24 protein-coding genes and 3 pseudogenes are annotated in these 23,900 nt (G+C 71.3%); 13 read left to right on the top strand and 14 right to left on the bottom strand.

The genetic code is table 11. From position 1 onward, the window contains the following. The first annotated feature begins 97 nt into the window (after window positions 1–97). Entirely contained in the window at window positions 98–1,306 is a 1,209-nt protein-coding gene (locus OG514_RS38430; RefSeq protein WP_266902996.1) for an AraC family transcriptional regulator, read from the top strand. Between the two features lie 121 nt (window positions 1,307–1,427). Then, complete coding sequence (gene lepB, locus OG514_RS38425; RefSeq protein ID WP_266902994.1) at window positions 1,428–2,039, top strand: signal peptidase I; 612 nt, start codon at window positions 1,428–1,430, stop codon at window positions 2,037–2,039. Here lepB and OG514_RS38420 read toward each other — a convergent pair. Beyond that, entirely contained in the window at window positions 2,036–2,653 is a 618-nt protein-coding gene (locus OG514_RS38420; protein WP_266902992.1) for a TetR family transcriptional regulator, read from the bottom strand. The two genes, lepB and OG514_RS38420, sit on opposite strands and share 4 nt — an antisense overlap. Window positions 2,654–2,844: 191 nt before the next feature. On the opposite strand from OG514_RS38420, the gene OG514_RS38415 reads away from it, so the two are divergent. The 7 genes from OG514_RS38415 to OG514_RS38385 all read left to right on the top strand — a co-directional run bounded on the left by OG514_RS38415 (window position 2,845) and on the right by OG514_RS38385 (window position 7,661). After that, the gene (locus OG514_RS38415; RefSeq protein WP_266902990.1) at window positions 2,845–3,525 is read left to right on the top strand and encodes a DUF6230 family protein; all 681 of its coding nucleotides are present in this window, start codon (window positions 2,845–2,847) and stop codon (window positions 3,523–3,525) included. Between the two features lie 187 nt (window positions 3,526–3,712). Next, entirely contained in the window at window positions 3,713–4,255 is a 543-nt protein-coding gene (locus tag OG514_RS38410; RefSeq protein ID WP_266902988.1) for a DUF6114 domain-containing protein, read from the top strand. Further along, complete coding sequence (locus tag OG514_RS38405) at window positions 4,252–5,037, top strand: DUF6230 family protein (protein ID WP_266902987.1); 786 nt, start codon at window positions 4,252–4,254, stop codon at window positions 5,035–5,037. The genes OG514_RS38410 and OG514_RS38405 overlap by 4 nt, the downstream gene beginning before the upstream one ends. Then, the gene (locus OG514_RS38400) at window positions 5,031–5,426 is read left to right on the top strand and encodes a DUF6114 domain-containing protein (protein WP_266902985.1); all 396 of its coding nucleotides are present in this window, start codon (window positions 5,031–5,033) and stop codon (window positions 5,424–5,426) included. Before OG514_RS38405 ends, OG514_RS38400 begins: the two co-directional genes overlap by 7 nt. Further along, window positions 5,423–6,055, top strand: a complete 633-nt coding sequence (locus OG514_RS38395; RefSeq protein ID WP_266902983.1) for a hypothetical protein — start codon at window positions 5,423–5,425, stop codon at window positions 6,053–6,055. The genes OG514_RS38400 and OG514_RS38395 overlap by 4 nt, the downstream gene beginning before the upstream one ends. After that, on the top strand, window positions 6,052–6,780 hold the full coding sequence (locus OG514_RS38390) for a DUF6230 family protein (RefSeq protein WP_266902981.1): 729 nt from the start codon (window positions 6,052–6,054) through the stop codon (window positions 6,778–6,780). The genes OG514_RS38395 and OG514_RS38390 overlap by 4 nt, the downstream gene beginning before the upstream one ends. Window positions 6,781–7,013: 233 nt before the next feature. Next, a complete protein-coding gene (locus OG514_RS38385; RefSeq protein WP_266902979.1) occupies window positions 7,014–7,661 on the top strand; it encodes an alpha/beta fold hydrolase in 648 nt (215 codons plus the stop codon). A gap of 277 nt (window positions 7,662–7,938) precedes the next feature. Here OG514_RS38385 and OG514_RS38375 read toward each other — a convergent pair whose 3' ends face one another. Beyond that, complete coding sequence (locus OG514_RS38375; protein WP_266902977.1) at window positions 7,939–8,679, bottom strand: adenosylcobinamide amidohydrolase; 741 nt, start codon at window positions 8,677–8,679, stop codon at window positions 7,939–7,941. 83 nt (window positions 8,680–8,762) lie between these two features. Continuing rightward, entirely contained in the window at window positions 8,763–9,221 is a 459-nt protein-coding gene (locus tag OG514_RS38370; RefSeq protein WP_266902975.1) for a group II truncated hemoglobin, read from the bottom strand. A 196-nt stretch (window positions 9,222–9,417) separates the two neighbouring features. Here OG514_RS38370 and OG514_RS38365 point away from each other — a divergent pair, with 196 nt between their 5' ends. Further along, a complete protein-coding gene (locus OG514_RS38365; RefSeq protein WP_266903097.1) occupies window positions 9,418–9,543 on the top strand; it encodes a hypothetical protein in 126 nt (41 codons plus the stop codon). Window positions 9,544–10,205: 662 nt separating this feature from the next. On the opposite strand, the gene OG514_RS38360 is transcribed toward OG514_RS38365, so the two are convergent. The 5 genes from OG514_RS38360 to OG514_RS38340 form a co-directional block, all read right to left on the bottom strand. Then, window positions 10,206–11,015, bottom strand: a complete 810-nt coding sequence (locus OG514_RS38360) for a strictosidine synthase (RefSeq protein ID WP_266902973.1) — start codon at window positions 11,013–11,015, stop codon at window positions 10,206–10,208. A gap of 56 nt (window positions 11,016–11,071) precedes the next feature. Beyond that, window positions 11,072–11,938, bottom strand: coding sequence for an alpha/beta fold hydrolase (locus OG514_RS38355; RefSeq protein ID WP_266902971.1), 867 nt, complete (start codon window positions 11,936–11,938; stop codon window positions 11,072–11,074). Between the two features lie 171 nt (window positions 11,939–12,109). Beyond that, window positions 12,110–13,114, bottom strand: a complete 1,005-nt coding sequence (locus tag OG514_RS38350) for an NADP-dependent oxidoreductase (protein WP_266902969.1) — start codon at window positions 13,112–13,114, stop codon at window positions 12,110–12,112. Between the two features lie 137 nt (window positions 13,115–13,251). Continuing rightward, entirely contained in the window at window positions 13,252–14,307 is a 1,056-nt protein-coding gene (locus tag OG514_RS38345) for an aldo/keto reductase (RefSeq protein ID WP_266902967.1), read from the bottom strand. 56 nt (window positions 14,308–14,363) lie between these two features. After that, window positions 14,364–15,056, bottom strand: coding sequence for an SDR family oxidoreductase (locus OG514_RS38340; RefSeq protein ID WP_266902965.1), 693 nt, complete (start codon window positions 15,054–15,056; stop codon window positions 14,364–14,366). Between the two features lie 118 nt (window positions 15,057–15,174). Between OG514_RS38340 and OG514_RS38335 the strand changes: the two genes are divergently transcribed. Next, window positions 15,175–15,750 carry a TetR/AcrR family transcriptional regulator gene (locus OG514_RS38335; protein WP_266902964.1) on the top strand — a complete coding sequence of 192 codons (576 nt, stop codon included), beginning with the start codon at window positions 15,175–15,177 and terminating at the stop codon, window positions 15,748–15,750. A gap of 170 nt (window positions 15,751–15,920) precedes the next feature. Here the strand turns inward: OG514_RS38335 and OG514_RS38330 are convergent, their stop codons facing one another. The 4 genes and pseudogenes from OG514_RS38330 to OG514_RS38315 form a co-directional block, all read right to left on the bottom strand. Continuing rightward, window positions 15,921–16,433: an asparagine synthase-related protein gene (locus OG514_RS38330; RefSeq protein WP_266902963.1), complete on the bottom strand. Its 513-nt coding sequence runs from the start codon at window positions 16,431–16,433 to the stop codon at window positions 15,921–15,923. Next, window positions 16,385–17,002, bottom strand: a pseudogene (locus OG514_RS38325) (hypothetical protein). Before OG514_RS38325 ends, OG514_RS38330 begins: the two are co-directional and overlap by 49 nt. A 912-nt stretch (window positions 17,003–17,914) precedes the next feature. After that, window positions 17,915–18,199: pseudogene (locus OG514_RS38320) on the bottom strand (transposase); the annotation flags it as partial. An 84-nt stretch (window positions 18,200–18,283) separates the two neighbouring features. Continuing rightward, window positions 18,284–19,384 carry an Lrp/AsnC family transcriptional regulator gene (locus OG514_RS38315; RefSeq protein ID WP_266902961.1) on the bottom strand — a complete coding sequence of 367 codons (1,101 nt, stop codon included), beginning with the start codon at window positions 19,382–19,384 and terminating at the stop codon, window positions 18,284–18,286. A gap of 104 nt (window positions 19,385–19,488) precedes the next feature. Between OG514_RS38315 and OG514_RS38310 the strand changes: the two genes are divergently transcribed. Both OG514_RS38310 and OG514_RS38305 read left to right on the top strand, forming a co-directional pair. After that, complete coding sequence (locus tag OG514_RS38310) at window positions 19,489–20,691, top strand: M20 family metallopeptidase (RefSeq protein WP_266902959.1); 1,203 nt, start codon at window positions 19,489–19,491, stop codon at window positions 20,689–20,691. Continuing rightward, window positions 20,688–22,175, top strand: a complete 1,488-nt coding sequence (locus tag OG514_RS38305) for an MFS transporter (protein ID WP_266902957.1) — start codon at window positions 20,688–20,690, stop codon at window positions 22,173–22,175. Before OG514_RS38310 ends, OG514_RS38305 begins: the two co-directional genes overlap by 4 nt. Window positions 22,176–22,359: 184 nt before the next feature. On the opposite strand, the pseudogene OG514_RS39440 reads toward OG514_RS38305, so the two are convergent. Continuing rightward, window positions 22,360–22,495: pseudogene (locus OG514_RS39440) on the bottom strand (NUDIX hydrolase); the annotation flags it as partial. A gap of 445 nt (window positions 22,496–22,940) precedes the next feature. Beyond that, a complete protein-coding gene (locus OG514_RS38300) occupies window positions 22,941–23,897 on the bottom strand; it encodes a helix-turn-helix domain-containing protein (protein ID WP_266902955.1) in 957 nt (318 codons plus the stop codon). Between the last annotated feature and the right edge of the window lie 3 nt (window positions 23,898–23,900).

Here is a 23,900-nt window from a genome sequence, read left to right as displayed (position 1 = left end):
CTCTTTCCTCGGTCAACTCCGTGCGCCCGACGGTACGGCTGTGACCTGTGTCCCGTTCACAGGATCGCGCGTTCGCCTCCTTACAGTTCTTAGTAGAGTGTCTGATCCTGGACATCTGGTGATGGAACTGTCCACCGGAGTGGAGGCGACGCGCATGCTGACGCGGTCGGTGAGCGCCCATCACGTACGGGCCGTGCTGCTGGCCGCCGAGCGGCGCGGCATCGCCGCCGGGCTGCTGCTCGCCCGAGCCGGACTGCCCTCGGCGCTGATCGAGGAACCCCGGACCGAGGACCGGGCGCCGGCCCGGGTCCCGGCGGAGCAGTTCGGACAGCTCGTCAGAATGCTGTGGGCCACCCTCGACGACGAACTCATCGGATTGGGCGGCGCGCCCAGCAAGGTCGGGACCTTCGCGATGATGGCCCATGTCGTGGTCCACGGCAGCCGTGACCTGCGCGAGGCGCTCCGGCGGGCCGGGACCTTCTACTCCCTCTTCCCTGGCGGACCGCGCTTCCGCCTCGTGGAACCGGGGAGGGGCGGGACGGGGGCGGAGGGCACCGGCGTCACCCGGGTCGACGGTGTCACCTGCGCCGATGGTGTCGACGAGGCCCGGTTGGAGTTCGACGTCTCCGGCTACGACGACCCCCTCCATTTCGGCGCCGAGTCCACCGTCCTCGTCGCCCACCGCTTCGCGGGCTGGCTCGTCCGGCGCCGGATCGGCCTGCGCCGGGTCGAGTTCGTCCACCCCGAGCCCCGGCACGCGCGCGAGTACGCCCTCCTGTTCGGGGCGCCCTGCGTCTTCGGCGCCGCTCGGACATCGGCCGTCTTCGACCGGGCGGACCTCGACGAACCGGTCCTGCGGGACGCCGCCGCGCTCCAGGTCTTCCTCCGCCGCGCCCCCGTCGACGTGCTCGTCTGCGCCGACTACGGCAGTACGGTGACCGGCCGCGTACGGCATCTCCTGGGGCGGGCCCTGCCCACCGGGCCGGTGCCGACACCCGAGGAGCTCGCCGACCGGCTGTCCGTCAGCCCGCAGACCCTGCGCCGTCAACTGGCCGCCGAGGGGACCACGTATCAACGCCTGCGCGACCAGGTGCGGCGCGACCACGCCATCGCCGAGCTGGCCGGCGGCCGGATCTCCATCGAGCGGCTCTCGCGCCGGCTCGGGTTCTCCGAACCCAGCGCGTTCCACCGGGCGTTCCGGCGCTGGACGGGTGAGACGCCCCGGACCTACCGGGCCAGGGCCCGGGCCCGTGGCCACCGGGGTGCACCGCCGTCGGCGTCGGGCGATCCCGGTCAACAACCCTGAGCGGTACGGTCACAGCCGCCGTCCGTCGCCCGTCCTACCGTCCCGCCATGACCGAAATCGACCGGTCCGGCGCGCTGTGGCCCCCGGACCTCATCCGCGTCCGGGCCCGGGATCGGGTCCGGTGAACGTGCGCCGGGCGGCCGGTGCCGTTCTCGGGACCGGGGTCGTGCTCTGCCTCGTCGTGGCGGTGGCCGTGACGGCCCTCGGCGTACGCGTCGAGGGGACGAGCATGGCTCCGACGCTTCATGAGGGGGACCGGATACTCGTCGCGCCGGGTTCCGCGGGGGAGGCGCGCCGGTTCGACGTGGTGCTGCTTCGGGTCGCCGGGAAGGACGCCCTGCTGGTCAAGCGGGTGATCGGCCTGGCCGGTGACCGGGTCGGCATCGTCTCCACGCCCGAGGAGCCCTTCCAGGTCCTGTTGCAGGAAAAGGGGGTCGGCCCGGTCCGGCGGGTGGTGGCGCCCCAGTGGACGGCGCAGGCCTCCCGTACGGGCGCGTGCTGCGGTCCGGACGGGACCCGGTCGGCGCGGTCCGAGCTGCGGACCGTGCCCGAGGGCTCGTTCTTCTATCTGGGCGACAACCCCGACCTGTCGGACGACTCGCGGGCGTACGGCTGGGGCGAGATCGCGCGGATCGAGGGCCGGGTCGGCATGCGGGCCTTCCCGGTCTCCGCGTCACGGGACCTCGGCAACCGGCCCGTTCTGGAGGACCACCCCCCGGGGCCGAGCCCTTAGGTCGTACCGGGGCCCGGCGGCATCTTCTCGTCGCCCGTGCTCAGTGCGACCCGGACCACGGTGTCCGCGATCCGCCGGGCCGATTCCTCCGGCGAGGAGGTGGACTGGACGATGTGGCTGGCCGTGAGCCGGACGGCCGCGTCGACGGCGAGTTCGCGCGCCACCGGGTCGATCCCCGGCCAGGCCTCCGTGACGTACGCGTCGGCCATCGCCGTCGCCAGGTCGAAGGCCGCCGCCGAGCGGGTCGTGAGATAGGAGAGGAGTCCGTCCTCGCCGGTGCTCGTCAGCATGGCCTTGATCAGCGGGTTCCGGCCGGCCAGCGTGAGCGTGAAGCCGACGGCGGCCTCGACGGCGGCGCGCAGATCGTCCCGGTGCGCGTCCAGGCCCGCCTGGATGCCGACGAGACAGCGCTCCAGCTCGCGCTGGAAGAGGGCCTCGCCGACCGCCTCCTTGGAAGGGAACTCCGAGTACAGCGTCTGGCGGCTGACACCGACCGCGCCCGCCAGGTGCGCCATGCGCAGCTTGTCGAAGCCGCGGTCTGCGACCGCCTCGTACGCGGCGTCCAGCAGGCGCTCGCGCAGCAGTGTCCGGACCGTCTCCCTGAACCGTGGCATCGGCCAAGCCTAGTCCAGCGGGAATTCTTCCCAGGAGTGTCCGAGGTGTTGACACTCCATCAAAGAGTGTCCAATTCTCAAACAGGCAGCCGCAAAGTGTCATACGTCTCCGACCATCCGGCCGCGGGACGCACGGCTGTGTACACATCCCCAACCCGCGCGGCTCGTGCGGGACGACGGTTGGAGATCACATGCAGCACGAGACCAGAGGCGTCACCCGCTGGCGCAGATCGGCGTTCCTCGCCGTGCCCGCCACGGCGGCCGTCACCGCCATGGCCACGGCCATGGTGCAGGGCGCGCTCGCCGCGAACCTCTCGCTCACCAGCGTCCCCTTCACCCTCAGCTCGAAGACCGTGGCGGCGCCGCAGGGCATCGGCGCGGTCATGCACACCATCGACGCCGGCGGGGCCAAGGGCGCCGCCGAGGTCGGCATCGCCAAGGCCGGCCTCGACGGCATCTGCGTCCACGCCGTCCAGTCCGTCGACCTCCCGGTGATCGGCAGCCTCGGCACCTGGTCGCTCAACATCTCCTCGCCCGCCGCGGCGACCCCGCTCACCAGCGACCAACTCGTCGCCGGTGCCGGACTCCAGGCCAACAAGCTGGTCCTGGACGCCCAATCGCTCAAGGCCGCCACGGCCACCCTCAACGCGAGCGACACCACCCCGAACGTCATCGGCGCCGCCGCCGACGGCGCCGGGATCAAGGGCACCGGCATCTCCGACGGCACCCCGGGCCAGTTCGGTCTGGACGCCACCGGTGGCCGTACCGACATCAAGAACCTCAACGCCGACGCCAACGGCGCCACGATCTCCGGCGCCATCACCCTGCCGGACCTCGCCATCGGCATCGCCCACGGCGACAAGAGCTGCTGAGCCGACCGGACCCGCGCAACCGCACGGTCAGGGACCGGTCGGCCCCGGTGCCGACCGGTCCCGCACCACTCCGGCGCCCTGACCCGGCCGGGGCCCGTGCCCCGGGACGGGCACGGGCGCCGGACGCCCTGCTCGCCGCCGTGCCCGCCGCCCCCACCCGTCCCCGAACCTCACCTGCGAGGCCCCCATGACCACGGATCCGCCGCCCGAGCCGACCCCCGGCCCCGAGGAGCTCGTCCCGCCCGCCTCCGACTTGCCCGCCGCCGACCCGGCCGCGCGGACCCGAGGCGCCCGCGCGGCCTTCCGGCGCTGGCGCCGCACCCGGCCGTTCTGGGCGACCGTCTGGACGGCGCTCGGCGGATTCGTCATCTTCTTCCTGCCGATGGCGCCACTCGGCAAGATCCTCCAGGTCGGCGTCGGCGGCATCGCGGGCATGGCGGGCGGCGTCGTCCTCATGGCGATGGCCCTGCTCATGCTGCTCCTGCCCAGCCAGCGCCACACCGCCGGTGTCATCGCCGTCATCGCGGGGGTCGCCTCGTTCCCCTTGTCGAACCTCGGCGGCCTCTTCGTCGGCATGGTCCTCTCCGTACTCGGCGGATCCATGGCCTTCGCCTGGCTCCCCGAGAAGCCGGCCAAACGGCACGGCGGCCTCCTCCGCCGTACCCGACCGGGTGCCGGCACCTCCGTAACCCCCGTACCCCCTGTGTCCGTTGGGAGCGGAACCGTATGACTCAGAACCTGCTCCGTACGCTCCGCATCGGCCCGTCCCTCGCCCGGATGCGTACGACCGGCACCCGAGCCGCCGCCGACTGGAACGCCCGGATGCTCGCCGAGGCGGCCGACGGCACCCGGCGCGGCACCCGCTGGGGCCGCGGCGCGCTCGCCCTCGTCCCCTCCGCCCTGGCCATCAGCGCCCTCGGCACCGCGCTGGCGCAGGGCGCGCTCGCCGCCAACTTCAGCGTCGCCGGGCAACCGTTCACCCTGACGTCCAACGGCGTCGAGGGCAGCGGCTTCGGCGCCATCGTCAACACCCCCGCCGTCGGACGCCCGGACGGCACCACGACCACCCACACGGCCATGGCGCGCGTCGGCTTCGCCAGCGCCGGGCTCGCCGGGCTCTGCGGCATCGTCCACCAGACGATCGCGGGAGTCCCGTACTCGCTGCTCCTGACGGGCGGCCAGAAGGTGACGGCCACCCCGCCCGGCACCTTCACCACCGACATCGACGCCTCGAACCTCTACATCCAGGCGACCGAACTCCAGGCGTACGGACCCACCACCCTCCAGAACGCGGTGCTCGGCCAGTCCGCCGACCAGGTCACCGTCGCGGGCAAACCGCTCACGGGCGCGCTGCCCGGCGGGTTCGGGCTCGGTTCGGCGGGCGGCGAGGGCGGCAGCTCCATCAAGCTGCACGGATTGAACGCCACCGCGTACGACGCCGAGATGGCGGGCGCGCTCGTCCTGCCCGACCTGAAGATCAGGGTCGTCGCCGGAACGGCCACCACATGCTGACCCGGCTGAGGTCCGCCTTCGCGTGGTTCCGCGCCTTCCGCCGTACCCGCCCGTTCTGGGGCGGGGTGTGGCTGGTCGCCGGAGGCTGGACGGTCCTCAAGTTCTCCCTCGGTTCCCTGCAGTTGATCGTGAGCACGGGCTTCGGGGGAGTGGCCGGCTACCTCGTCGGCGGCGGGATGATCCTGTGCGGCCTCATCCCGCTGGCCCTGCCCGGCCAGCGGTACACCTTCGGGCTCATCGGCGTGGTCCTCGCGGTCGTCTCGCTCGTCGTCTCCAACCTCGGCGGCTTCCTGCTCGGCATGACGCTCGGCGTCCTCGGCGGTTCCATGACGGTCGGCTGGGGCGCCAAACGGCCCCGCCGCCGGGCGGCGGCGGAGGCGGAGGGGTGAGGGGCCACGCGAAGCCGTCTGCCGGGGCGCGGCGCAAGGCCGTCGCCGTCACCGCCGCCCTGGTCCTCGCCGTCGTCACCGCCCTCTGGTCCGGACAGCCGAGCCGTGCCGCGGGGACGACCGCCGCCGTCGAGCCGATGGGCGCGCCCTTCCTGCCCTCCCCGGACCCGCTGCACGTCACCATCGCCAGCATGGTCGCCGTCTCCATGACCGTGGAGAAGAACGTCACCATCCGGCTCTCCGACGGCACGACGCGCGTCACCACCCAGTACACCTTCACCAAGCTCAAGATCCGCTCGCACATGAACGTCGTCCAGCGGGCGGCCGGTCACACCGTCACCATCGACGTCCCCGCCGACGGCTCCCTCGGCGGCTACGACAGTGCGGGCAAGCCCGAGACGACCACGATGTGGGGCAGCATCTCCAACGTCTGCGTCCGCGTCCTCGTCAAGATCTGCGGAGTGCAGGGACTCCTCGACCTCTTCGGCTCCCTCATCCCGCTCACCGCCGGGGCCGAGGACTTCGTCGGCGACATCTACGCGATCCGTACGGTCGACGACCACGCGGCCCTCGACTCCACCGACAACCCCGTCCACCTCCCCGGAACCATCACGGTGACCACCCCATGAGCCCCGAGCCCCGCCTGCCCGTGTTGAGCCCCGAGAACCGCGGGCCGGAAGGGCGCACCCACTGGCGCCGCTCCCTCGCCGTCGCCGTGCCCGCGCTCCTGGCGGCCGGTGGCCTCGGCTCCGCGATGGCGAGCGGCGCCCTGGCCGTCGGACTCCGGATCCAGGACCGGCCCGTCGACTTCACCACCAGCAGCCTGTACGGGACGCAGTACGGCGCCGCCGTCGTCGACCAGACCGTCGTACGGCCCGACGGTTCGACCGGAACCGTACGGGTGCTCCGCATGGGCTTCGCGGACGGGATGCTCAACGGCCTCTGCCTGAGCCAGCGGCAGCAGATCGCGGGAGCCACGTACACCCTGCTCCTCACCCTCGGCGACGACAACCCCGGCTCCTGGGAGATCAGGACGAAGAACACCGTCCTCGACCTGCGCGACGCCACCGGAGTCCTCGACATGGACGGCATCGTCGACCTCAACACCAACGGCGCCGACGTGAAGACCGTGAAGGACGCCGGCGGGGCATACGTCGTCAATCCGCTGAACAGTCCGCAGCACCGCTTCGGCATCCAGGCGCGGTACGCCAAGTTCGACCGGATCGTCGGCACCGCCCAGGACTTCCAGATCCCCGGCCTCCTCACCACCCCGAAACTCAAGCTCTCCGTACTCCCGGGCACCGTCGCCTGCCCCGCCCCGGCCGCGCCCACCGGCACACCTGGCATGCCGTGAGTCCGGGGCGCCCTTCCCGTCCGCCGGGTCCCGTATCTGACGGCCCGTGCGACCTGGCAGACTGCGGGCCTCACGGTCGTCTCCCCCGTGTCGTGAGCGGACCGCTCCACCGGGGAGGCGGCAAGCGACTCCTGGAGGCCACCCATGGCGCAGCAGCCCGGACACGCGACGGTCCGCCTGAGCGGATGTTCCCGCCGGCCAGCGCACCGGCGCGGGAGCGGGGCGAACGCCCGATGACCCTCTGCCGCACCCGGCGTGCCGACCCCGGCTCCCTCGTCGTCCGCAGCGCACCCGCCGTACCCACCGCGGCCGTGCTGCTGCTCCACGGCGGCCGCGCCGACGGCCCCGAGCCGCCGCCCGCGCTCAACCTCCCCGCGCTGCGCATGCGCCCCTTCGCCACCGCCGTGACCCGCGCCGTCCGCGGCCGGGACGTACTGGTCGCCGAGGTGCGCTACCGACACCGTGGCTGGAACGGGGAGAGCGCCGACGCCGCCCGCGACGCCGAGAGCGCACTCGTACGCCTCCGGGAACAGGCCGGACCCGTCCCCGTCGTCCTCCTCGGCCACTCGATGGGCGGCCGCGCGGCACTCGCCGCCGCGGGCGACCCCGCCGTCCGTGGCGTCGTCGCCCTCGCGCCCTGGTGCCCCACCGACGAGCCCGTCGACCACCTCGGCGGCCGGCGGCTCTACCTGCTCCACGACGAGACCGACCGCGTCACCTCGGCCCGCGCCTCCTGGGACTTCGTCCGCAGGGCCCGCGCGGCGGGCGCGGACGCGGCGGGCATCCCGATGCCGACGGGAGGCCACTCGATGCTGCGCGGCGCCCACCTCTGGCACCGTCGCGCGGCCGAACTCACGGCGGCGCTGCTGTCGCACGGCTGAACCGCCCCCCGGTGCCGCTCCGGGTGCGGGTGCGGCGGTGAGCCGGAAACCTGGACGCGGGGCTTGACGCTGCCGCAGCGGAAGCTCCTCCCCAGGGCGTCCGGCCCTCCCAGTACGGGGAGAACCTGCGGGAGTTCCGGGAGCCGGCCGAGACCGTCGAGCGGTACACCGAAACGCTGAGCGAGGACCGGATCGAGGCGGGGCAGCGCGAGCGCACGGCTCGGATGAGCCGGCTGGCCGAGGCGTGCGAGGCGATCGCGCCGGGCCTCGCCGCGTATCAAAGGGATGCGATCGAGGCGTACGTGACGGGCGGCGGGCCGTCGGCGGGCTTCGCGGCCTCGGCGGCGATCAGGTCCGCGCAGGCGGCTCTGGTCGCCGCGTGCACCGCCCGGGCCAGGCGCGCGCCCCACAGGGAGCGCGGGCCGGCGAACGGTTCGGCCGCGGATCCGGTGGGTGAAGGCGCGGCCACGCAGACCGCGTCCGTGGGCGTGCCCGAGGCGTCCGCGCCGAGTTCGACCAGGGCCTGGACCTTCGCCTCGGTGGCGGTGGCGACCGCGTTGACGAGTGCCGCGTCCGTGAGGGGGACCGGCAGCGACACGATGATGTTGATCGTCCCGGGGCGGGGGATCGCGACGCCGCCCTCTCCCGGCGCCGCCGCCCAGCCCCGTACCCCTATCCCGGCGGTGACCACGGCCCGCACACCGCCGTCCTCGGCGTGGCACCGGTCGGCGACCGAAGCCGCCGTCATGAAGCCCACGCCCGCGCCCACGAGCCCCGCTCCGGCGGCCAGGTCGCGGAGGTGGGCGACCGGGTCGAGCCGGTCGTAGCCGGGCGGGACCTGGGCGTTGATCACCCACTGCCGCTCGCCGATGCCGCCGCCGAGCACCGCGCTCGACACCATGCGGACGCCCGGCCCCGGGGCCCACACGAGGAGCGGCCGGTCACGGCCCTGTTCCGTGTGGGTGAGGAGAGCGGCATCGGAGAGAGACGCGCTGGTCAGGAGGGTTCGCGAAGGCACCCCCACACCCTAGGGGGTGTCTTGTCGATCAGGCCGGGCTCGCGGCGTGATCGACAAGACACCCCTAGGAGGTGCCCTGTCGGTCAGGCGAGGCCGTCCCAGCCCCAGCGCGGGGTGGGGCCCGGCTCGCCGAGGTCCGTGCCGGGTGCCGAGGCCGAGACGTCCTTGGCGATCCGCGTGCCCCAGTCGAAGTACTCCACCACCCGGCGGCGCAGCAGGGCGTCGTCCGGCAGTTCCTTCTCCACGGCCGCCGCCATCAACTCCATCCAGCGCAGCCGCTGTTCCTCCGTGATGCCGAGTCCGAGGTGGGCGCGGAGCAGGGCCTGGTGGCCGCCGAGCTCCGCCGTGAACTCGGCGGGTCCCGAGAACACCTCCGCCAGCCACACGGCGACGTGCTCCACATGGGCGGCGGTGAAGTCGGTGAAGACGGGGGCGAGGAGGGGGTCGGCCAGGACCCCTTCGTAGAACGTCTCGGAGAGCCGGCGCAGCGCGTCGGCTCCGCCCACGGCCTCGTACAGGGTGTTCGCGTGCTCGGCGGTCATGGCGCGCCTCCGGGATCCGGGATGTGACCTCCCAGCTTTCACACAACACGGCCCGGATCCAAGGATGTTCGCTCTCGGCGGGGCGAGGAGTCGCAGGCGTGCGCCGCCCGTACCGCCGGCGCTGGTCGACACCGTGCGGGCGCACGCCTGGGGCCTGTCCGGCGGATCAGGGCCGGACAGGCCCTAGCCTGGGCGGATGCTTACAGAAGTGACAGCGACCCGCTATGTCACCCCCTTGCGTGAGGGCGGCTCGCTCCCCGGGATCGTCGAGGCCGACGACCTCGGTACCTACGTCATGAAGTTGTCTACGTGGTGGTGCTGACCTGCATCGATGCGGCTGTACTCACCCCTGACCTGAGCGGATCGGTCTTTCAGCGTCTTTCAGGATCGTGCTGCGTCATGCGGTCGATTCTCCCCACGCGCTCCCCAGGACCGTCGATCCTCCCCAGGAAGTGCCGTTGCGGCGGGCCGAGGTGGCACGGGACGTCATCCCATCTGAGGTGCCGCCAAGGGCACGCTGAGTGACTGCCTGTGAGGGCAGGGCAGAAGCGTGGTGCGCTGCTTCGATCTCGTCGAGACGTCTGCGTTCGGCGGCGTCGCCGCGAAGTGTGACCTCCTGCGCGATCTCGGCGAGCTGGTCCTCGAGGGAGCGTCCGGGGGTGTCGGCCCATTCGCTCGCCCGGTGCGGCTGGCCGCCGCTGAGGACGAAGCGGAGGCGTTCGGACGGGGCGTAGTCGAAGCGGGGGATCCTGATCCAGGAGTTCTTCTTGGCCTCGGCGAGTTCCTTCTCGGTGGTGACGTGCTCAGTCCGGTCCTGCTCCTGGAGGACGAGGCGCCGCTTCGTATCCCAGTTCGAGGCCCCAGCTGGCAGCGGGCGTCATTCGAGACAAGCCATATTCCCGAGCACCGGGTAGCGCCCGGTCCGGGGGGTGGAGTGATTGCTCGGCCGGTCCGTCGGATCTGCTCCATGCTCTGGCCGGCCGTTCACTCCTGGTAGCGCGGGAGGATGTCTCCGTTCTTGACGAAGGTCAAGGCTGCGGCGACGTCGTATGCGTGGATCGCGGAGGCGAGCGGTGCCAGCTGGTTGGTCAGGCCCTCGATCGCGTTGCCGGTGAAGAATGCGTCCCGTGCTGCGCTGTCGCTGAACCCGAGGACGAGGGAGGCATGAAATCGCTGGTCATGGGGGTTGTCGTGGGCGACGTTCGGGGTGTCCCAGAGCTTTTCGCTCCAGGGCAGGAACGTCTGCGTGCGCAGTTCCTTCAACGCTGCGGCGTCGGCGAGCGCGGGAACGAGCTGCTGGTTGACGAACTTCCGGAACTCTCCTGCGCCGACCCCGTCTCTGCGGCGCAGGTAGATCAGGGTGCGGGCACCGACCGTCTCGTCGGGGCCGGCGACGTCGTACCAGCGGGAGGAGTTCGGTGGGCCGGCATAGAGCAGGGTGCGGCGGAACACGTTGATCTCGTCGGCGTGGGCCAGCTTCGTCTGCTTACGCCCTTTCAGGGGCGCAAGCGCCGATTGGAAGGTGACCTCGGCGACGCCGTCGATCTTCCGGTCCGCGGGGATCGAGGTCTGCACCCCGTCGGTCGCCGGCCACCGGCCCGGGTTGTGCTCGGCGAGGTGGATCTGTCGGTACTCCTCCAGGCCCGGGGTGACGGAGATGATCTCTGAGTGCGGTCCCTTCCAGTGGTCCATGCCGGTCTGGCGGGGCTGGTCGGTGCGTACCCACAGCAGGATCGAGGAAGTGAGGTGCTTCTTCTCCACGCCCAGCTGAGCGGCGGACGGTGAGGCGCTCATGATGCTGCTCTTCTCTTTCTGGTCGCCGAACGTGCAGTTGTGGTGTTCGCCAGAGGTCAACGGGCGAGGAACTCGACCGCGAGGGGGGCGAACTGCTGGTGGTGCTGGAAGATGCCGCCGTGGCCGGAGTCGGGGTAGATGATCAGCTCGCTGTCCTTGATGCGTCGGTGCAGGTCCTCGGAGAGGACCGAAGGCACCATGCGGTCGTTGTCGCCGTTGGCGATCAGGGTGGGCTGGGCGAGCTGCGACAGGTCGTCGGGGGTGGAGCGCCCCCATTTCTTGATCGCCTTCAGCTGCGTCTGGAACGCTTTGATCTTGATCTTCGCATCGCGGTCGGCAGTGCGTTCCTTGAGCCGGTTGACGAACGCGCGCGCGGCGAGCTTGCCGGTGGTGTTGCGGTTGAAGAACAGGAATTCCTTGGGGTCCGACCGGGTCAGGGTGGCGCGCAGCATGTCCCAGTACGTGGTGCCGGCGACCTTGTCGATGTCCTTGCCGCCCTTGGGGCCTGTGCCGGTGAGGACGAGTTTGCGGACGAGCTCGGGGTGCTTCACCACCAGGGCCTGGGCGATCATGCCACCGAGGGAGAAGGAGAAGACGTCAATCTTGTCGAAGCCGAGCGCCGTGATGAAGGTGTAGGCGTCATCAGCCATCGCCTCGATGCTGTCCGGCACCTGGCCCGTGGAGGCCCCGACACCGCGCTGGTCGAAGGCGATGACGTGACGGCCCTTCGCGATGGGGTCGATGATGCGCGGGTCCCAGTTGTCCAGGGTCGCGGCGAGGTGCACGAAGAACACGACGGGGACGCCGCCCTTGGGTCCCAGCTCGCGGAAAGCGTAGGTGACGCCGCCGGCGGTGACGGTGCGGGTCGGGGCGTGGGCGTACGAGGTGATGACGGGTTCGTTCGGGGTGCCGGTGCTGCTCATGGTGGTTTCTCCCGGTGTGTTTCTGGTCGCGCGCCGCGGGGTGGTGGCGGGTCCGCTGGGGCTGATGACGGCCCTGCCGAAGCCGGGTGCCAGGCCCGTGACCAGGCGCATCACGCCTTGCTCGGCGTGGACGGTGAGCTGGTGGAGCCGGCCGGTGTCGGCGGGTCTGTCCTACGTCATGGAGACGACGACCTTGCCGGCCTTCGCCCGGCCCTTTTCGACGTACTCCATGGCGTGGAGGGTGTCGTCGAACGGGAAGACGGTGTCGACGACGGGGCGGATCTTCCCGGTGTCGATGAGGGGGGTGAGTTCCCGCAACTGGTCTCCACTGGCCTTCATGAACAGGAAGGAGTACGTCACGCCCAGGCGCTTGGCCTGGCGGCGGGTCTTGGAACTGAGCGCGGTCATGGCCAGGCGGAGGACCGGGTTCGCGCCTAGTTCACGGGCGAAGGCCGGGTCGGGCGGGCCCGCGACGCTGATGGCGATGCCGCCGGGCTTGAGGACACGCAAGGACCTGGCCAGGTTGTCGCCACCGAGGCTGTCGAGGACGACGTCGTAGCCGTCGAGGACCTCGGTGAAGTCCTGGGTGCGGTAGTCGATGACTTCGTCCGCGCCGAGGTTCTTGACCAGGTCGACCTTGGCGGTGCTCGCGGTGGTGGCCACGTGCGCGCCGAGTTCCTTGGCCAGCTGGATGGCGATGGAGCCGAGGCCGCCGGCGCCCGCGTGGATGAGGACCTTCTGACCCGGCTGTACGCGGGCGCGCTCGACCAGTGCCTGCCATGCGGTCAGGGCGACCAGGGGCAGGGAGGCGGCCTCGGTCATGGTGAGGGCGGCGGGTTTGGGCGCCAGGTCGTCCTGGTGGACTGCGAGGAGTTCGGCGAAGGTGCCGATGCGGTCCTTGTCGGGCCGGGCGTAGACCTCGTCACCCACCGCGAAGCGGGTGACGGAGGACCCGACCTGCAGGACCTCTCCGGCGAGGTCGTTGCCCAGGACGAGGGGGAGACGGTAGGGCAGGAACGCCTTGAAGTCCCCGTTGCGAATCCTGAGGTCCAGCGGGTTGACGCTCGCCGCGTGGATCTTGACCAGGACGTCGTCGGCGCCCACCTGCGGGTCGGGCATTTCGGCGGCGCGCATCCCGGCCTGGCCGCCGTACTTCTCGACCATGAAGGCCCTCATCGTCGTCTCCGTTCCGTGTCCCGTCCCTGGAAGGGGGCGGGGTCCGTGCTCGCCCCGGGCTTCTCCCAGTACGGGATAGTTTGCGTTGTTTTCCTGGCTGCGGCTGGGCGCACCGCGTCCTCAGCCGCGTTCGCCCATCAGGCCACCGGCACGACAGGGGCGGTGACGCGGTCGGCCGCGCCTCCCTGGAGGCGGTGCAGGGAGGCGCCGATCCCCTCATGGGGCGCGCCGAGCGGCATCGCGCTGACCTCGGTCAGCCGGGTGTACTGCGCGTCGGTCAGCTGGACGTCGAGGGCGCCGAGGTAGCTGTCGAGCTGGGCAAGGGTGCGCGGGCCGATGATCGGGACGAGCGTGGCCAGGGAGCGGGCGGCGCGCTCGCGCACCCAGGCCACCGCCACCTGGGCGGGTGTCACGCCGGTCTCCTGGGCGACGGCCAGGACGGTGTCGACGACGGCGGTCTTCTGGCCGGTGCTCTCGGTGTGGATGACCATGCCCAGGTCGCTCAGACGTCCCTCGGCGGAGCTGCGGTATTTGCCGGTGAGCAGTCCGCCGCCGAGCGGGGACCACAGGGCGGCACCGAGCCCGAGACTCTCGGCCATGGGCAGGAGTTCACGGTCGGCGGTGCGCTCGACGAGGCTGTACTCGTGCTGGATGCCCACGATCGGGGTCCAGCTCTTCAGGTCCGCGAGGGTGACCGCGCGCGAGACACGCCAGGCGGGGAAGTTGGACAGCGCGGCATGGTGGATCTTGCCGGCGCTCACCAGGTCGTCGAGCCCGCGCAGGAGTTCCTCCATCGGAGTGAGCTCGTCGGGGAAGTGCACCCACAGCAGGTCGATGTAGTCGGTGCCCAGGCGCTTCAGGCTGGCCTCCACCGAGGCGACCATGTTCTTGCGGCTGTTGCCCGTCTTGGAGATGTCCGGCTGCGGAGCGGAGCCCAGGGCGAACTTGGTGGCCAGGACGAAATGGTCGCGGTCGGCGGAGATCAGCTTTCCGGTCAGTTCCTCCGACTCGCCGAACTGGTAGCCGTCCGCGCTGTCGAGGAAGGTGCCGCCGGCCTCGGCGAACCGGTCGAAGATCCGGCGTGCCTCGTCCGGCTCGGCGCCCGCGCCCCAGCCGGTGCCGAAGTTCGCGGTGCCGAGCGCGTACTCGGACACGCGCAGTCCGGTCAGGCGCCCGAAGGTCGTATAACGCATGAAAGGTCCTTGCACGAGGGGTGGGAAGGGGGCGCGCCGCGGTGGCGGGGTGAGCGTCAGCCTGCGTTCGGCTGGGGTGCCGCGGCCAGGCTCTGCTTGACGTACCGGCTGGTCTCGTCGGCGAGGATCTCGGGCAGGCCCGTCTCGATGCCGTACAGGGCCTGAGCCGCGACGTCGGCGGCGGCGACCTTCTGGTCGGCGGGGACACCGGCGGCCATGTCGGTGTCCATGTAGCCGACGTGCAGCGCCGAGACGGCGATGCCCCGGGGCGCCAGCTCTTCGCGAGTAGCGTCACTCAGTGCCCAGGCGGCGGCCTTGGATGCGGCGTAGGAGCCGAGGGCGGCCGGGTGGAACCAGGACAGGGCGGACAGGACGTTGAGTACGGCGCCGCCGCCGTTGCCCTCGATGACGGGGGCGAAGGCGCGGGTCGCGGCGAGCGGGCCGTAGAAGTTGGTCTCCATCTCCCGGCGCACCTCATCGGTGTCGCCCCCGATCAGCGTCGCGCCGGTGGAGATGCCCGCGTTGTTGATCAGCAGGGTCGCATCCGACGCGATGCGGGCGGCCTCCCGTATCGATGCCTCGTCCGTCACGTCGAGGCGCAGCGGGACGGTGCCCGGCACGTCGACCGTCTCGGGGTGGCGGGCCGCCGCGTACACCTTCGCGCCGCGCTCCACGAGCTGGGCGGCCAGGTGCCGTCCGAGGCCCCGGTTGGCGCCGGTGACGACCGCGACCGCGTTCTTCAGTTCCATGCCTGCTCCTGGTCTTCGGCGGGCGCCGTCGAGTCGCACGCCCCATGTTTAGATTACGAACCCAATCTAAACATGGGGATACGATAGATGCCAGTCGACATCCAAATGGGAGGTGGCCATGGGCCGCGTATCGCAGGCGCAGGCGCAGGAGAACCGCAGGCGGGTGGTGGACACCGCCTCCCGGCTGTTCCGGGAGCAGGGCACCCAGGTGAGCGTCGCCGACCTCATGAAGGCGGCCGGCCTGACCCACGGCGGCTTCTACAAGCAGTTCGCCTCCAAGGAGGCGCTCGTCGACGAGGCGACCGCCCACGCCTTCGCTGAGCTCGCCCGGCGCCATACGGCCGGGCTCGAGCAGTACGACGGGCAGCGGGATACCGCTCAGCGGGCCCTGATCGACGCCTACCTCTCCGTCGAGCACCGTGACGACCCGGCGGGCGGCTGCCCGGTCGCGGCCCTCGCCGTCGACGTCGCACGCGGGGATGAGGACTGCGAGGCCCGTCGCACCTACACCGAGGGGGTGGCCGACTTTGCCGCGTTCCTCGCCCCGGTCGGGGCCGCCGGGGAGGGCGAGGACGGCATCGCCCGGCTGTGCACCTTGTTCGGTGCGCTGGTGCTGTCCCGGGCAACCGCGGGTTCCCCACTCTCCGAGGAGATCCTCACCGCCGCGCACGCGGCCCTGGCGGAAGCCGGCTGACCGGGGCCAAAGCCCCTGGCACCGCGCGGCGTGTGCGCGCCGGTCGCACCCACAGTCGAACACCGCGGGCACCCGCGAGGGGCTGTGATCACCCCCGTCGGCGGTAGCGCTGCCAGCCAAAGCGTCACCGGCGTCAGCGCGGCAGTACGACCGCCGGCTGGTCTCGGATGTCACGCGGGATCTCGTCGACGCTCGCGGTCGCGTTTACGCTCGCGGCCCTCGCGAGGAAGAGTGCGGCGGACACGACGCGCGCCAGCGTCGCGACATGCTCTCGTTGAGCCGCCCGGCACGGCCCGGTGCGGCGACGCCCCTGGGTCGGCCAGGTCGTCCGCGCTCGGCCCGACCGTTCGGTGAGTGGTGTCGAGGTGCCGGACCATCAGGTCGACGTAGGGGCCGTCCGGGTTCCTGCCCATGGCGTCGTCGTCTGCGGCACGAGCGCCGACGTCGACGGACAGGGTGTGCAGGTTCCCGGTGGCAGGGCGGCCGAGTGCGGCGAGCGCGCTGGAGTCCAGGCCGCCCGACAGCAGCATGCAGACGGGGACGTCGGCCGCCAGTTGCCCTCGCACGGCCCGGCCCAGCAGCCCTCGTACCCGCTCCACCGTGGTGGGCAGGTCGTCGCGGTGCTCGGCCGGCGTCAGTGTCCAGTAGCGGTGAATGGTTTCACCTTTGGCAGAGAGGACCACGGTGGTACCGGGGCCACCTCGCGCAGTCCGGCGAAGGCGCTGCGTCCCGGGGTCTTGATCATGGGGTGGGCGGTGAGCATCAGTTCACGAAACCCGTCGTGGTCCAGTGCCACCGGGACGTCGGGGTGGGCGAGTACGGCCTTGGGCTCCGACCCGAACACCGTCCCGGCCTCGGTCCGGGCGTAACAGGGCGGTTTGATCCCCAGCCGGTCCCGGGCCAGGGTCAGCCGCCGCCGGGCTGGCTCCTACGCCACGTGGGCGAACATTCCCTCCAGCCGCCCGGGGGCATCGGGGCCCCAGGCGTCGATCGCGTGCAGCACCACCTCGCCGTCACCACGCGTACGGAACCGGTGGCCGAGCCCGGCCAGCTCGCGCCGTAGTTCGCCGTGGTTGTAGACCTCGCCGGTGAACACCACGGCCAGCACGGTCCGGCCGTCGCGCTCCAGGAGCAGTGGCTGGCGGCCACCTTCCACATCCACGATGGCCAGCCGGGTGTGCCCCAGCGCCGCGTGCCCCTCACGCCAGGTCGCGGAGGCGTCCGGTCCCCGGCAGGCGAGCGTCTGCGTCATCTCCTTGAGTGTGGAACCTTCGGTGGCGGCCGCAGGAGCGTCCCCGAAACCTGCGTACCCGACCAGACCGCACATGTGTGAGAACTTCCCAGGTCCAGCAGGAGGGGCGGCCCTGAACGTCGTGGGCCCGCACTGCCTCACCCTCGCGGATGCCTGCTTCACGACAGGGGTCCACCGCCGGGTCTCCGACGGCGACAACTCAAACGATCAAGGGCTGATCACGTCACGCACCGCGAAGGGGGGCTGCCAGCGTGCGTCGAAGGTGGCACGTAGCGCCCATAGTGCCCGCAATGCACATTGATCTTGAGCCCGATTTGCGTCGCACGCGCCGCTGACCTGCGGTTTCCCTTCACGTGTTTTTTGTTCCACGTGTTTTGCGATGACGCACCACGTGGAGCGCGTGGCGATCCTGGAGCCGGTCAAGAAGGACGCCTGACCTGCGGTTTTACCAGTGCGCATGATGTGCGGTGTGGGCGTTACGGGCGATATATCGACGCTGAAATGACGCTCGTGTCGCTCATTTGACACTCGTTCTGATGGATTGTCAGGTCGAGTTTGGTGCAGGTGACGGTGGATGGAGCGCCGCCTGCACCGGGGCTCGCTTTACCGTCTCTCGGTGCGAATTCAAGGGTCGTTGGCAGCGTTGGGGCTCAGGAGGAACGGGGCCCCTACGGCCGAGCGGCGTATCAGGGCTCGTAGGGGCTCCAGCCGCCGAGGAAGGGCTTCAGGTCTTCCGCGCGTGGTTCGGGAACGTCGGGCAGCCGGGGGTGGTGTGTTCAGCGGATCGAGGCGCTCCACCGTGGCTGTCGCCCAACTGGTACATGCTTCGGCCTCGGTTCTGTCCTGGCCCGGCGGCATGGCCGCCGCCACGCGCGTGCGTACGGCGCTCAGGTGCTGGTCCAGGCGGGTGGCGACGAAATCCTCGTCGTCAGCACTGAGCAGGCGGGGACGGCCTCCCGCCCACTGAGGGTTAAGGCATGCAAGCCCGATCTCGTTGAACTTGTGGATCACGTCGCGGACGGTGTCCTCGTCCGCCTGGACCAGCCGGGCGATGACCGGGACCGTGCTGCCGCCGGCCGAGGCCAGCAGCATCGCCCGCCGAATCCGCACCGAACTGGTACTGCCCCGCCGCACGATCTGCTGAAGCTTCTGCCCTTCTTGCTCGGTCAGCCTGCGGACCCTGACCGGTGGTGCCATCCCGACTCCCCTCCTGGTCGGAAGCGTCGTCACTGCCAACCAGCACAACGAGCAACCCGGCGAACTTCCCGGTCACAGCCCTAGCTAGGGAGTGTCTTCCGGATCTCGCCGGGTGGCGCCGGCCGTGCGGACGTCCAGTGGGACGCCGCCGATGCGGTAGCCGCGTTCGTCGAGCAGGTGGCCGCTGAGCTTCAGCGGCCAGAGGGCCACGGCCCGGTCGGTGATGTCCAGGCCGGGGGCGCGCTGGGCGAGTCGTACCTCGAAGCGCTGGGCGTCGGCGAGGGACTTCACCCAGGCCACGACGAGGACGTTGTTCCGGCCGGTGAGACCGGCGCACAGTCGTACTTCGCGGGCGCCGGTGACGGCCCGGGAGACGCTCTCCAACTCCGCTGCGGCAGCCCTCCCCCAGAGGATCACCGTGACCGGCCACTCCGACAAGGGCCGGGCGACCTCGCAACGGGGCTGGAGCATGCCGGCGGCGAAGAGCCGGCCGAGTCGGCGACGGACGGTGTCCGGGCTGGTTCCGCAGGCGTCGGCGAGGGCGCGGTAGGTGGCGCGGCCGTTCATGGACAGGGCTCCGACGAGGGCGTGGTCCAGGTCGGTGAGGGGGAAGACGGGCGTGTCGCTGCGGGGAGCGCCGGTGTCGGCAAGGCGGGCGATCTGAGTGCGGTCGAGGGCGCGCAGCCGCCAACGGCTGCCCTCGGTGTAGACGGTGCTCGCGAGGTGGGTCCGGGTGGCGACGATGCCCTGCATCGCGCCGATGCCGCGAGTCACCCAGTGGGTGAGCGCGGCGAGGTCTGTGGCCATCACTGTGAGCAGGAGGTCGCGGTCTCCGCTGACGTGTTCGACGGCGGTGACGTGGGGCAGCTCGGCGAGGGCCCGGGCGACGGTCAGCAGGTTGCCGCTGGCGCAGTCCACCTCGACGACGGCGAGCAGTCCCTGTCCGCTCGCGGCGAGGGCGGGGGAGGGGGAGCAGCTGATCCAGGCAGCGCCGGCTTCGGTGAGCCGGTGCCAGCGGCGGGCCACGGTGACGGCGTCCAATCCGAGTACGGCGCCGATCTCGCTCCAGCCGGCGCGTGGGGCGATCTGCAGCGCGTGCACCAGGGCCTGGTCGACGTCGTCGAGTGCCCGTACCGGCCCGTGCGCGGAATTCCGTACCGGTCCGTGGCCGGAATACTGCGTCATTCGATGTCCCTTGCGCGTTTCCTGCGATTCGGGTCGGTTGGGCGGGCCAGGACTTCAGTCTTGCCGCACCGATGGCCGGAACCGTATCAGGAGGTTGACGCAGCATGTCCGTATTGGAACGCGCCAGGGAACTCCAGCCCGATCTTGTGCGGCTGCGCCGCTCGCTGCACCGTGAGCCGGAGCTCGGCCTCCGGCTGCCGCGCACGCAGGAGAAGGTCCTCGCCGCGCTCGACGGTCTCCCTCTCGAGATCACGCTGGGCCGGGAGCTGACCTCGGTCACGGCCGTGCTGCGCGGTGGCCGTCCCGGCGGGGCGGTGCTGCTGCGGGGTGACATGGACGCACTGCCGGTGGACGAGCTGACGGGGGTGGAGTACGCCTCCGAGATGCCGGGCCGGATGCACGGCTGCGGGCACGATCTGCACACCGCCGGGCTCGTCGGCGCGGCGACGCTGCTCGCGGACCGCCGGGAGAGCCTCCAGGGCGATGTGGTGTTCATGTTCCAGCCGGGCGAGGAGGGGCACAACGGGGCGGGCGCGATGATCGACGAGGGTGTCCTGGGCGCGGCGGGCAAGCCGCTCGACGCGGCCTTCGCCCTGCACGTCTCGGCCAATCGGCTGCCCGGCGGCTGGGTCGCGTCCCGGCCCGGCACCGTCATGACGGCGTCCGACGTCCTGCGGGTGACGGTTCGCGGCGAGGGCGGGCACGGTTCGGCTCCGCACCACGCCAAGGACCCGGTGCCGGCCGTCTGCGAGATGGTGACCGCGCTGCAGAACTGGGTGACGCGCACCTTCGACATCTTCGACCCGGTGGTGGTGACCGTCGGGCGGCTGCACGCCGGTACCCAGCAGAACGTCATCCCGGACACGGCCGAGTTCGAGGCGACCGTACGCAGTTACTCCGAGGCCAACCACGAGCGGCTGGCCGCGGGGCTGCCGCGTCTGGTGCGCGGGATCGCGGCCGCACACGGGCTGGACGTGGAGGTGGAGTACGAGATGCTCTATCCGGTCACCGTCAACGAGCCGGCCGCGACGGCGTTCGCGCTGGACGCGGCGCGCGAGCTGTTCGGCACGGGCGAGGTGTGGGAGGCGCCGCAGCCGGCCAGCGGTTCGGAGGACTTCTCCCTTGTGCTGAACAAGGTGCCCGGCGCGATGCTGCTGGTCGGCGCGGCGCCCGAAGGCGTGGACGTGGAGAAGGCACCCCAGAACCACTCCCCGCGAGCGGTTTTCGACGACCGGGTGCTCCACCGCCAGGCGGCGCTGCTCGGCGAGCTCGCCGAGCAGCGGCTCGCCGCAGGCGCGTCAGTATGACGGCCCCGCGCGGGACGGCGGAGGCGGCGGCGCCCCGGGTGACCGCCGTAGTCGGCCTGCTCGTCGTCTTCGAGTTGCTCAGCGGCTTCCTCCAGGGCTCGGCGCCGGCGCTGGTACCGGCCGTTCAGGACTGGCAGTCCATCAGCGCGTCACAGGCGCAGTGGTACATGGCGGTGCAGTTCCTCGCGGCAGCGGTCGCGGTGCCCGTGTTCGGCCGGCTCGGAGATCTCTACGGGCACCGTCGGCTGACCCGGATCGCGCTGGTCTGCGTCGCGGCGGGCACCGTCCTGGTGGCCCTCGCACCGAATCTGACGGTGCTGCTGGTGGGCCGTGCCCTGATGGGTCCGCTGGCGGCGCTGCTGCCGCTGGAGATCGGTCTCGTACGGGACCGGCTCGACCTGGAGGGCGGGCGACGGGCGGTGGGGCTGCTTGTCGGCGCGCTCACCCTCGGATCGCTTCTCGGGCACGCTCTGGTGGGCCCTCTGCTCGCACTCACCGGTGGCGTCCGGGCCACTCTCTCGGTCCTTGCCACGCTCGCGTGTGCATGCCTGGCCCTGTCGTACTGCGCGATCCCGGAGTCCCGGACGCGCGCACCGGGCCGGATGGACTGGTCGGGGGCGCTGCTGCTCGGGCTCTCGCTGCTGCTGTTCCTCGGCACGACGGCGCGCGGCGCGACCTGGGGCTGGACCTCTCCGCTCACCCTGGGCGGTCTGGTGCTCTCCCTGGCCCTGCTCGCCTGGTGGGTCCGGCTCGAACGGGACCGGCCACACGCCCTGGTCGACGTCCGGGCTGTGGCCCGCCGCCAGTCCGCGCTGTACTACGTCTCCGGCTTCCTCTTCGGCGCCGTGATGCTGGGCGGGCAGGCCGTCGGCATCTCGTATCTGGCCGCGTCCACGGCCGACGAGGGGTACGGGTTCGGGCTCACCACCTGGGAGATCAGCGCGTGGGGCGCGGTGCCGCATGTGCTGGCCTTCGCCGGGGCGAGCCTCGTGGCCCGGGTGGCGGCCCGAACGGGCTACCGTCGTGTGCTGCTGCTCTCCTTCGCACTGATGGCGGCGGGGAACGTGGGGCTGATCGCCGCTCACACCGCTCTGCCACTGTTCGCCCTGGCGTCCGCCGTCGCCGGCTTCGGCATGGGCCTGGCCTTGGGCGGTCTGCCCACTCTGATCGTGGAACGCAGCGCCACGGACCGGACGGCGAGTGCGACCGCCGTCTACAACAACCTGAAGACCCTGGGCGGCAGTGTCGCGGGCGCGGGCTCGGCGGTCGTCCTCGGCTCGCTTGTCGTCGGGGGTACGGAGGTCCCGGCGCTCTCCGCGTATCTGACGATCTGGGGGCTGAGCGCGCTGCTGTGCGTGGGCGCGCTGGTCCTCCAGATGCTGACCGGACGTGACGTGCATGTTCCGGGTGCGACGGAGGCCCTCGGCTCCGGTGCGCCTACGACGGGCGGCGCGGCCACGCCGGGCCCCACTCGGGCGGCTTGAACGCGACGCTCCGCCGCGTGGCGGCACTCTGGCGACCTGAAGACCACACACGTTGGTTCACCCCGAGCTGGGGAGCGGGCGGGGCCCGGCATCGAGGAGCACGCGGATCGCGTGGCGAGGCCGCGTGCCTGCTCGCGGACGTAGCGAGCGGGGATGGCTAGCGCGGCGGCTGCCGACGACGCCCCATCGACTCCAGACGCGCGGCGAAGATGTGCTGGACGCCGATGCCGCCCTCCAGCTCATCGGCTATCAGGTGGACGAGCTCGGCCCGCTCCACCTTGCCCCCCCAGCTCCTCGAACACCTCGCGGTGTAGGGCTGCCGGCTATGGCGCGGAAATGCCGAGGTTTTCCGCATGAATTCACCCCTGAGAGTGACGGTGCGACGGGGTGGCGCGGGCAGGCTTTCACGGCGACGCGCAGACTTTCGACATCTAAGGCACGGGATCGGGCCGCTGACCTGGCGCTTTAGTGCCCACGGCACCCCTGACCTGCAGGGATGTCAGGCCCTTTCAGGGGCTTTCTGATGTGTGCAGCTGGAACTCCCCACAGACTTCCCGGGAGCCGGGGAAACGCCCCAGGCACTCCCCACAGCGGAGTCAGATCATGTTCGAGCTCATCCAGGACGCGGTCCGATCCACCGCTCGCTGACCCGCTCCCCGGGCCGGGTCCGTGCGATCCCGCCCACCCGCCAGGGCGGGATCGACGCGCTCGCACGGGGCGGCCGGCCCGTCCGTTCGGTGCGGCCCGGCCGAGCATCGCCCCGGTTCACACGCGGCGCGTGCTGGACAGCCAGTCCCGGGGCGACATCCCGTACGCGGTGCGAAAGGCCCGACTGAAGTGGGACGGGTTCACGAAGCCCCAGCGCTGAGCCACCGCCGAGACGGTAGGTGCGGACCTCGACTGCCTGGACAGCTCCCGTCGGCACCTCTCCAGGCGCTCGCGATGGATCCAACGGCTCACCGTGGTCCCCTCCGCCTCGAAGATCTTGTGCAGATACCGGACGGACATGTGGTGCGCGCCCGCGATCATCTCCGGAGAGAGACCTGGATCGGTCAGGTGTCGGAGGATGTATTCCTTGATGCGGGCCAGCATCCCGCGGGCCACCTCCGACGCGTGGGGGTTCAGTAGGCCTTGTCGCTCGCGCACAAGCACCGTCAGCAGATCGACGGCGGTCATCGCGAGTTGCCGGCCTGTGTACGGGTCGAACCCGGCCGCCTGGTCCGCCAGACGTTCCAGATGGCCGGCGACCACTCCGGAGGTGCCGCAGTGGCTGTCGAAGACGGTCCCTGTGATCGCCCGCAGTTCGGTGTCCGTCACGGCCAGCACCTCCTTCGGCACCCGGATCGATGTGAACCGGAAGTTCTCCGGTTGTTCCCTGCCGTAGGGCCGGCCGGCGTCGGAGCAGGTGAAGGTACCGGGGCGGACCAGGGCCTGGCGCCCGTCCTGGGTGAGCCGCCCGGTTCCCTGGTGCTGGAGCGTGATGGTCATGTACTCCGCTCCGCCCCTGGAGATCAGGGGGGCGTGGCGCGACACGCGCGCGGGGCCGGCCTCGACGACCGAGATCTGGAGGGGGCCGAGCGTATCGACGGTCATCGTCCCCGTCGCGGGCTCGCGCTCGTACAGCGTGACGTCCATCGGAACCAAGGTGTCGGAGACGATGCTCTGCCAGTAGTCGGCCCGCTCGGACGGAGGCAGCGGCAGGACGGAGAGTACGACGGGCATCAT

It is taken from the genome of Streptomyces sp. NBC_00572, from assembly GCF_026341815.1.
In the GTDB taxonomy this organism is placed as follows: domain Bacteria; phylum Actinomycetota; class Actinomycetes; order Streptomycetales; family Streptomycetaceae; genus Streptomyces.
This window is presented reverse-complemented; position numbering and strand designations above follow the sequence as displayed.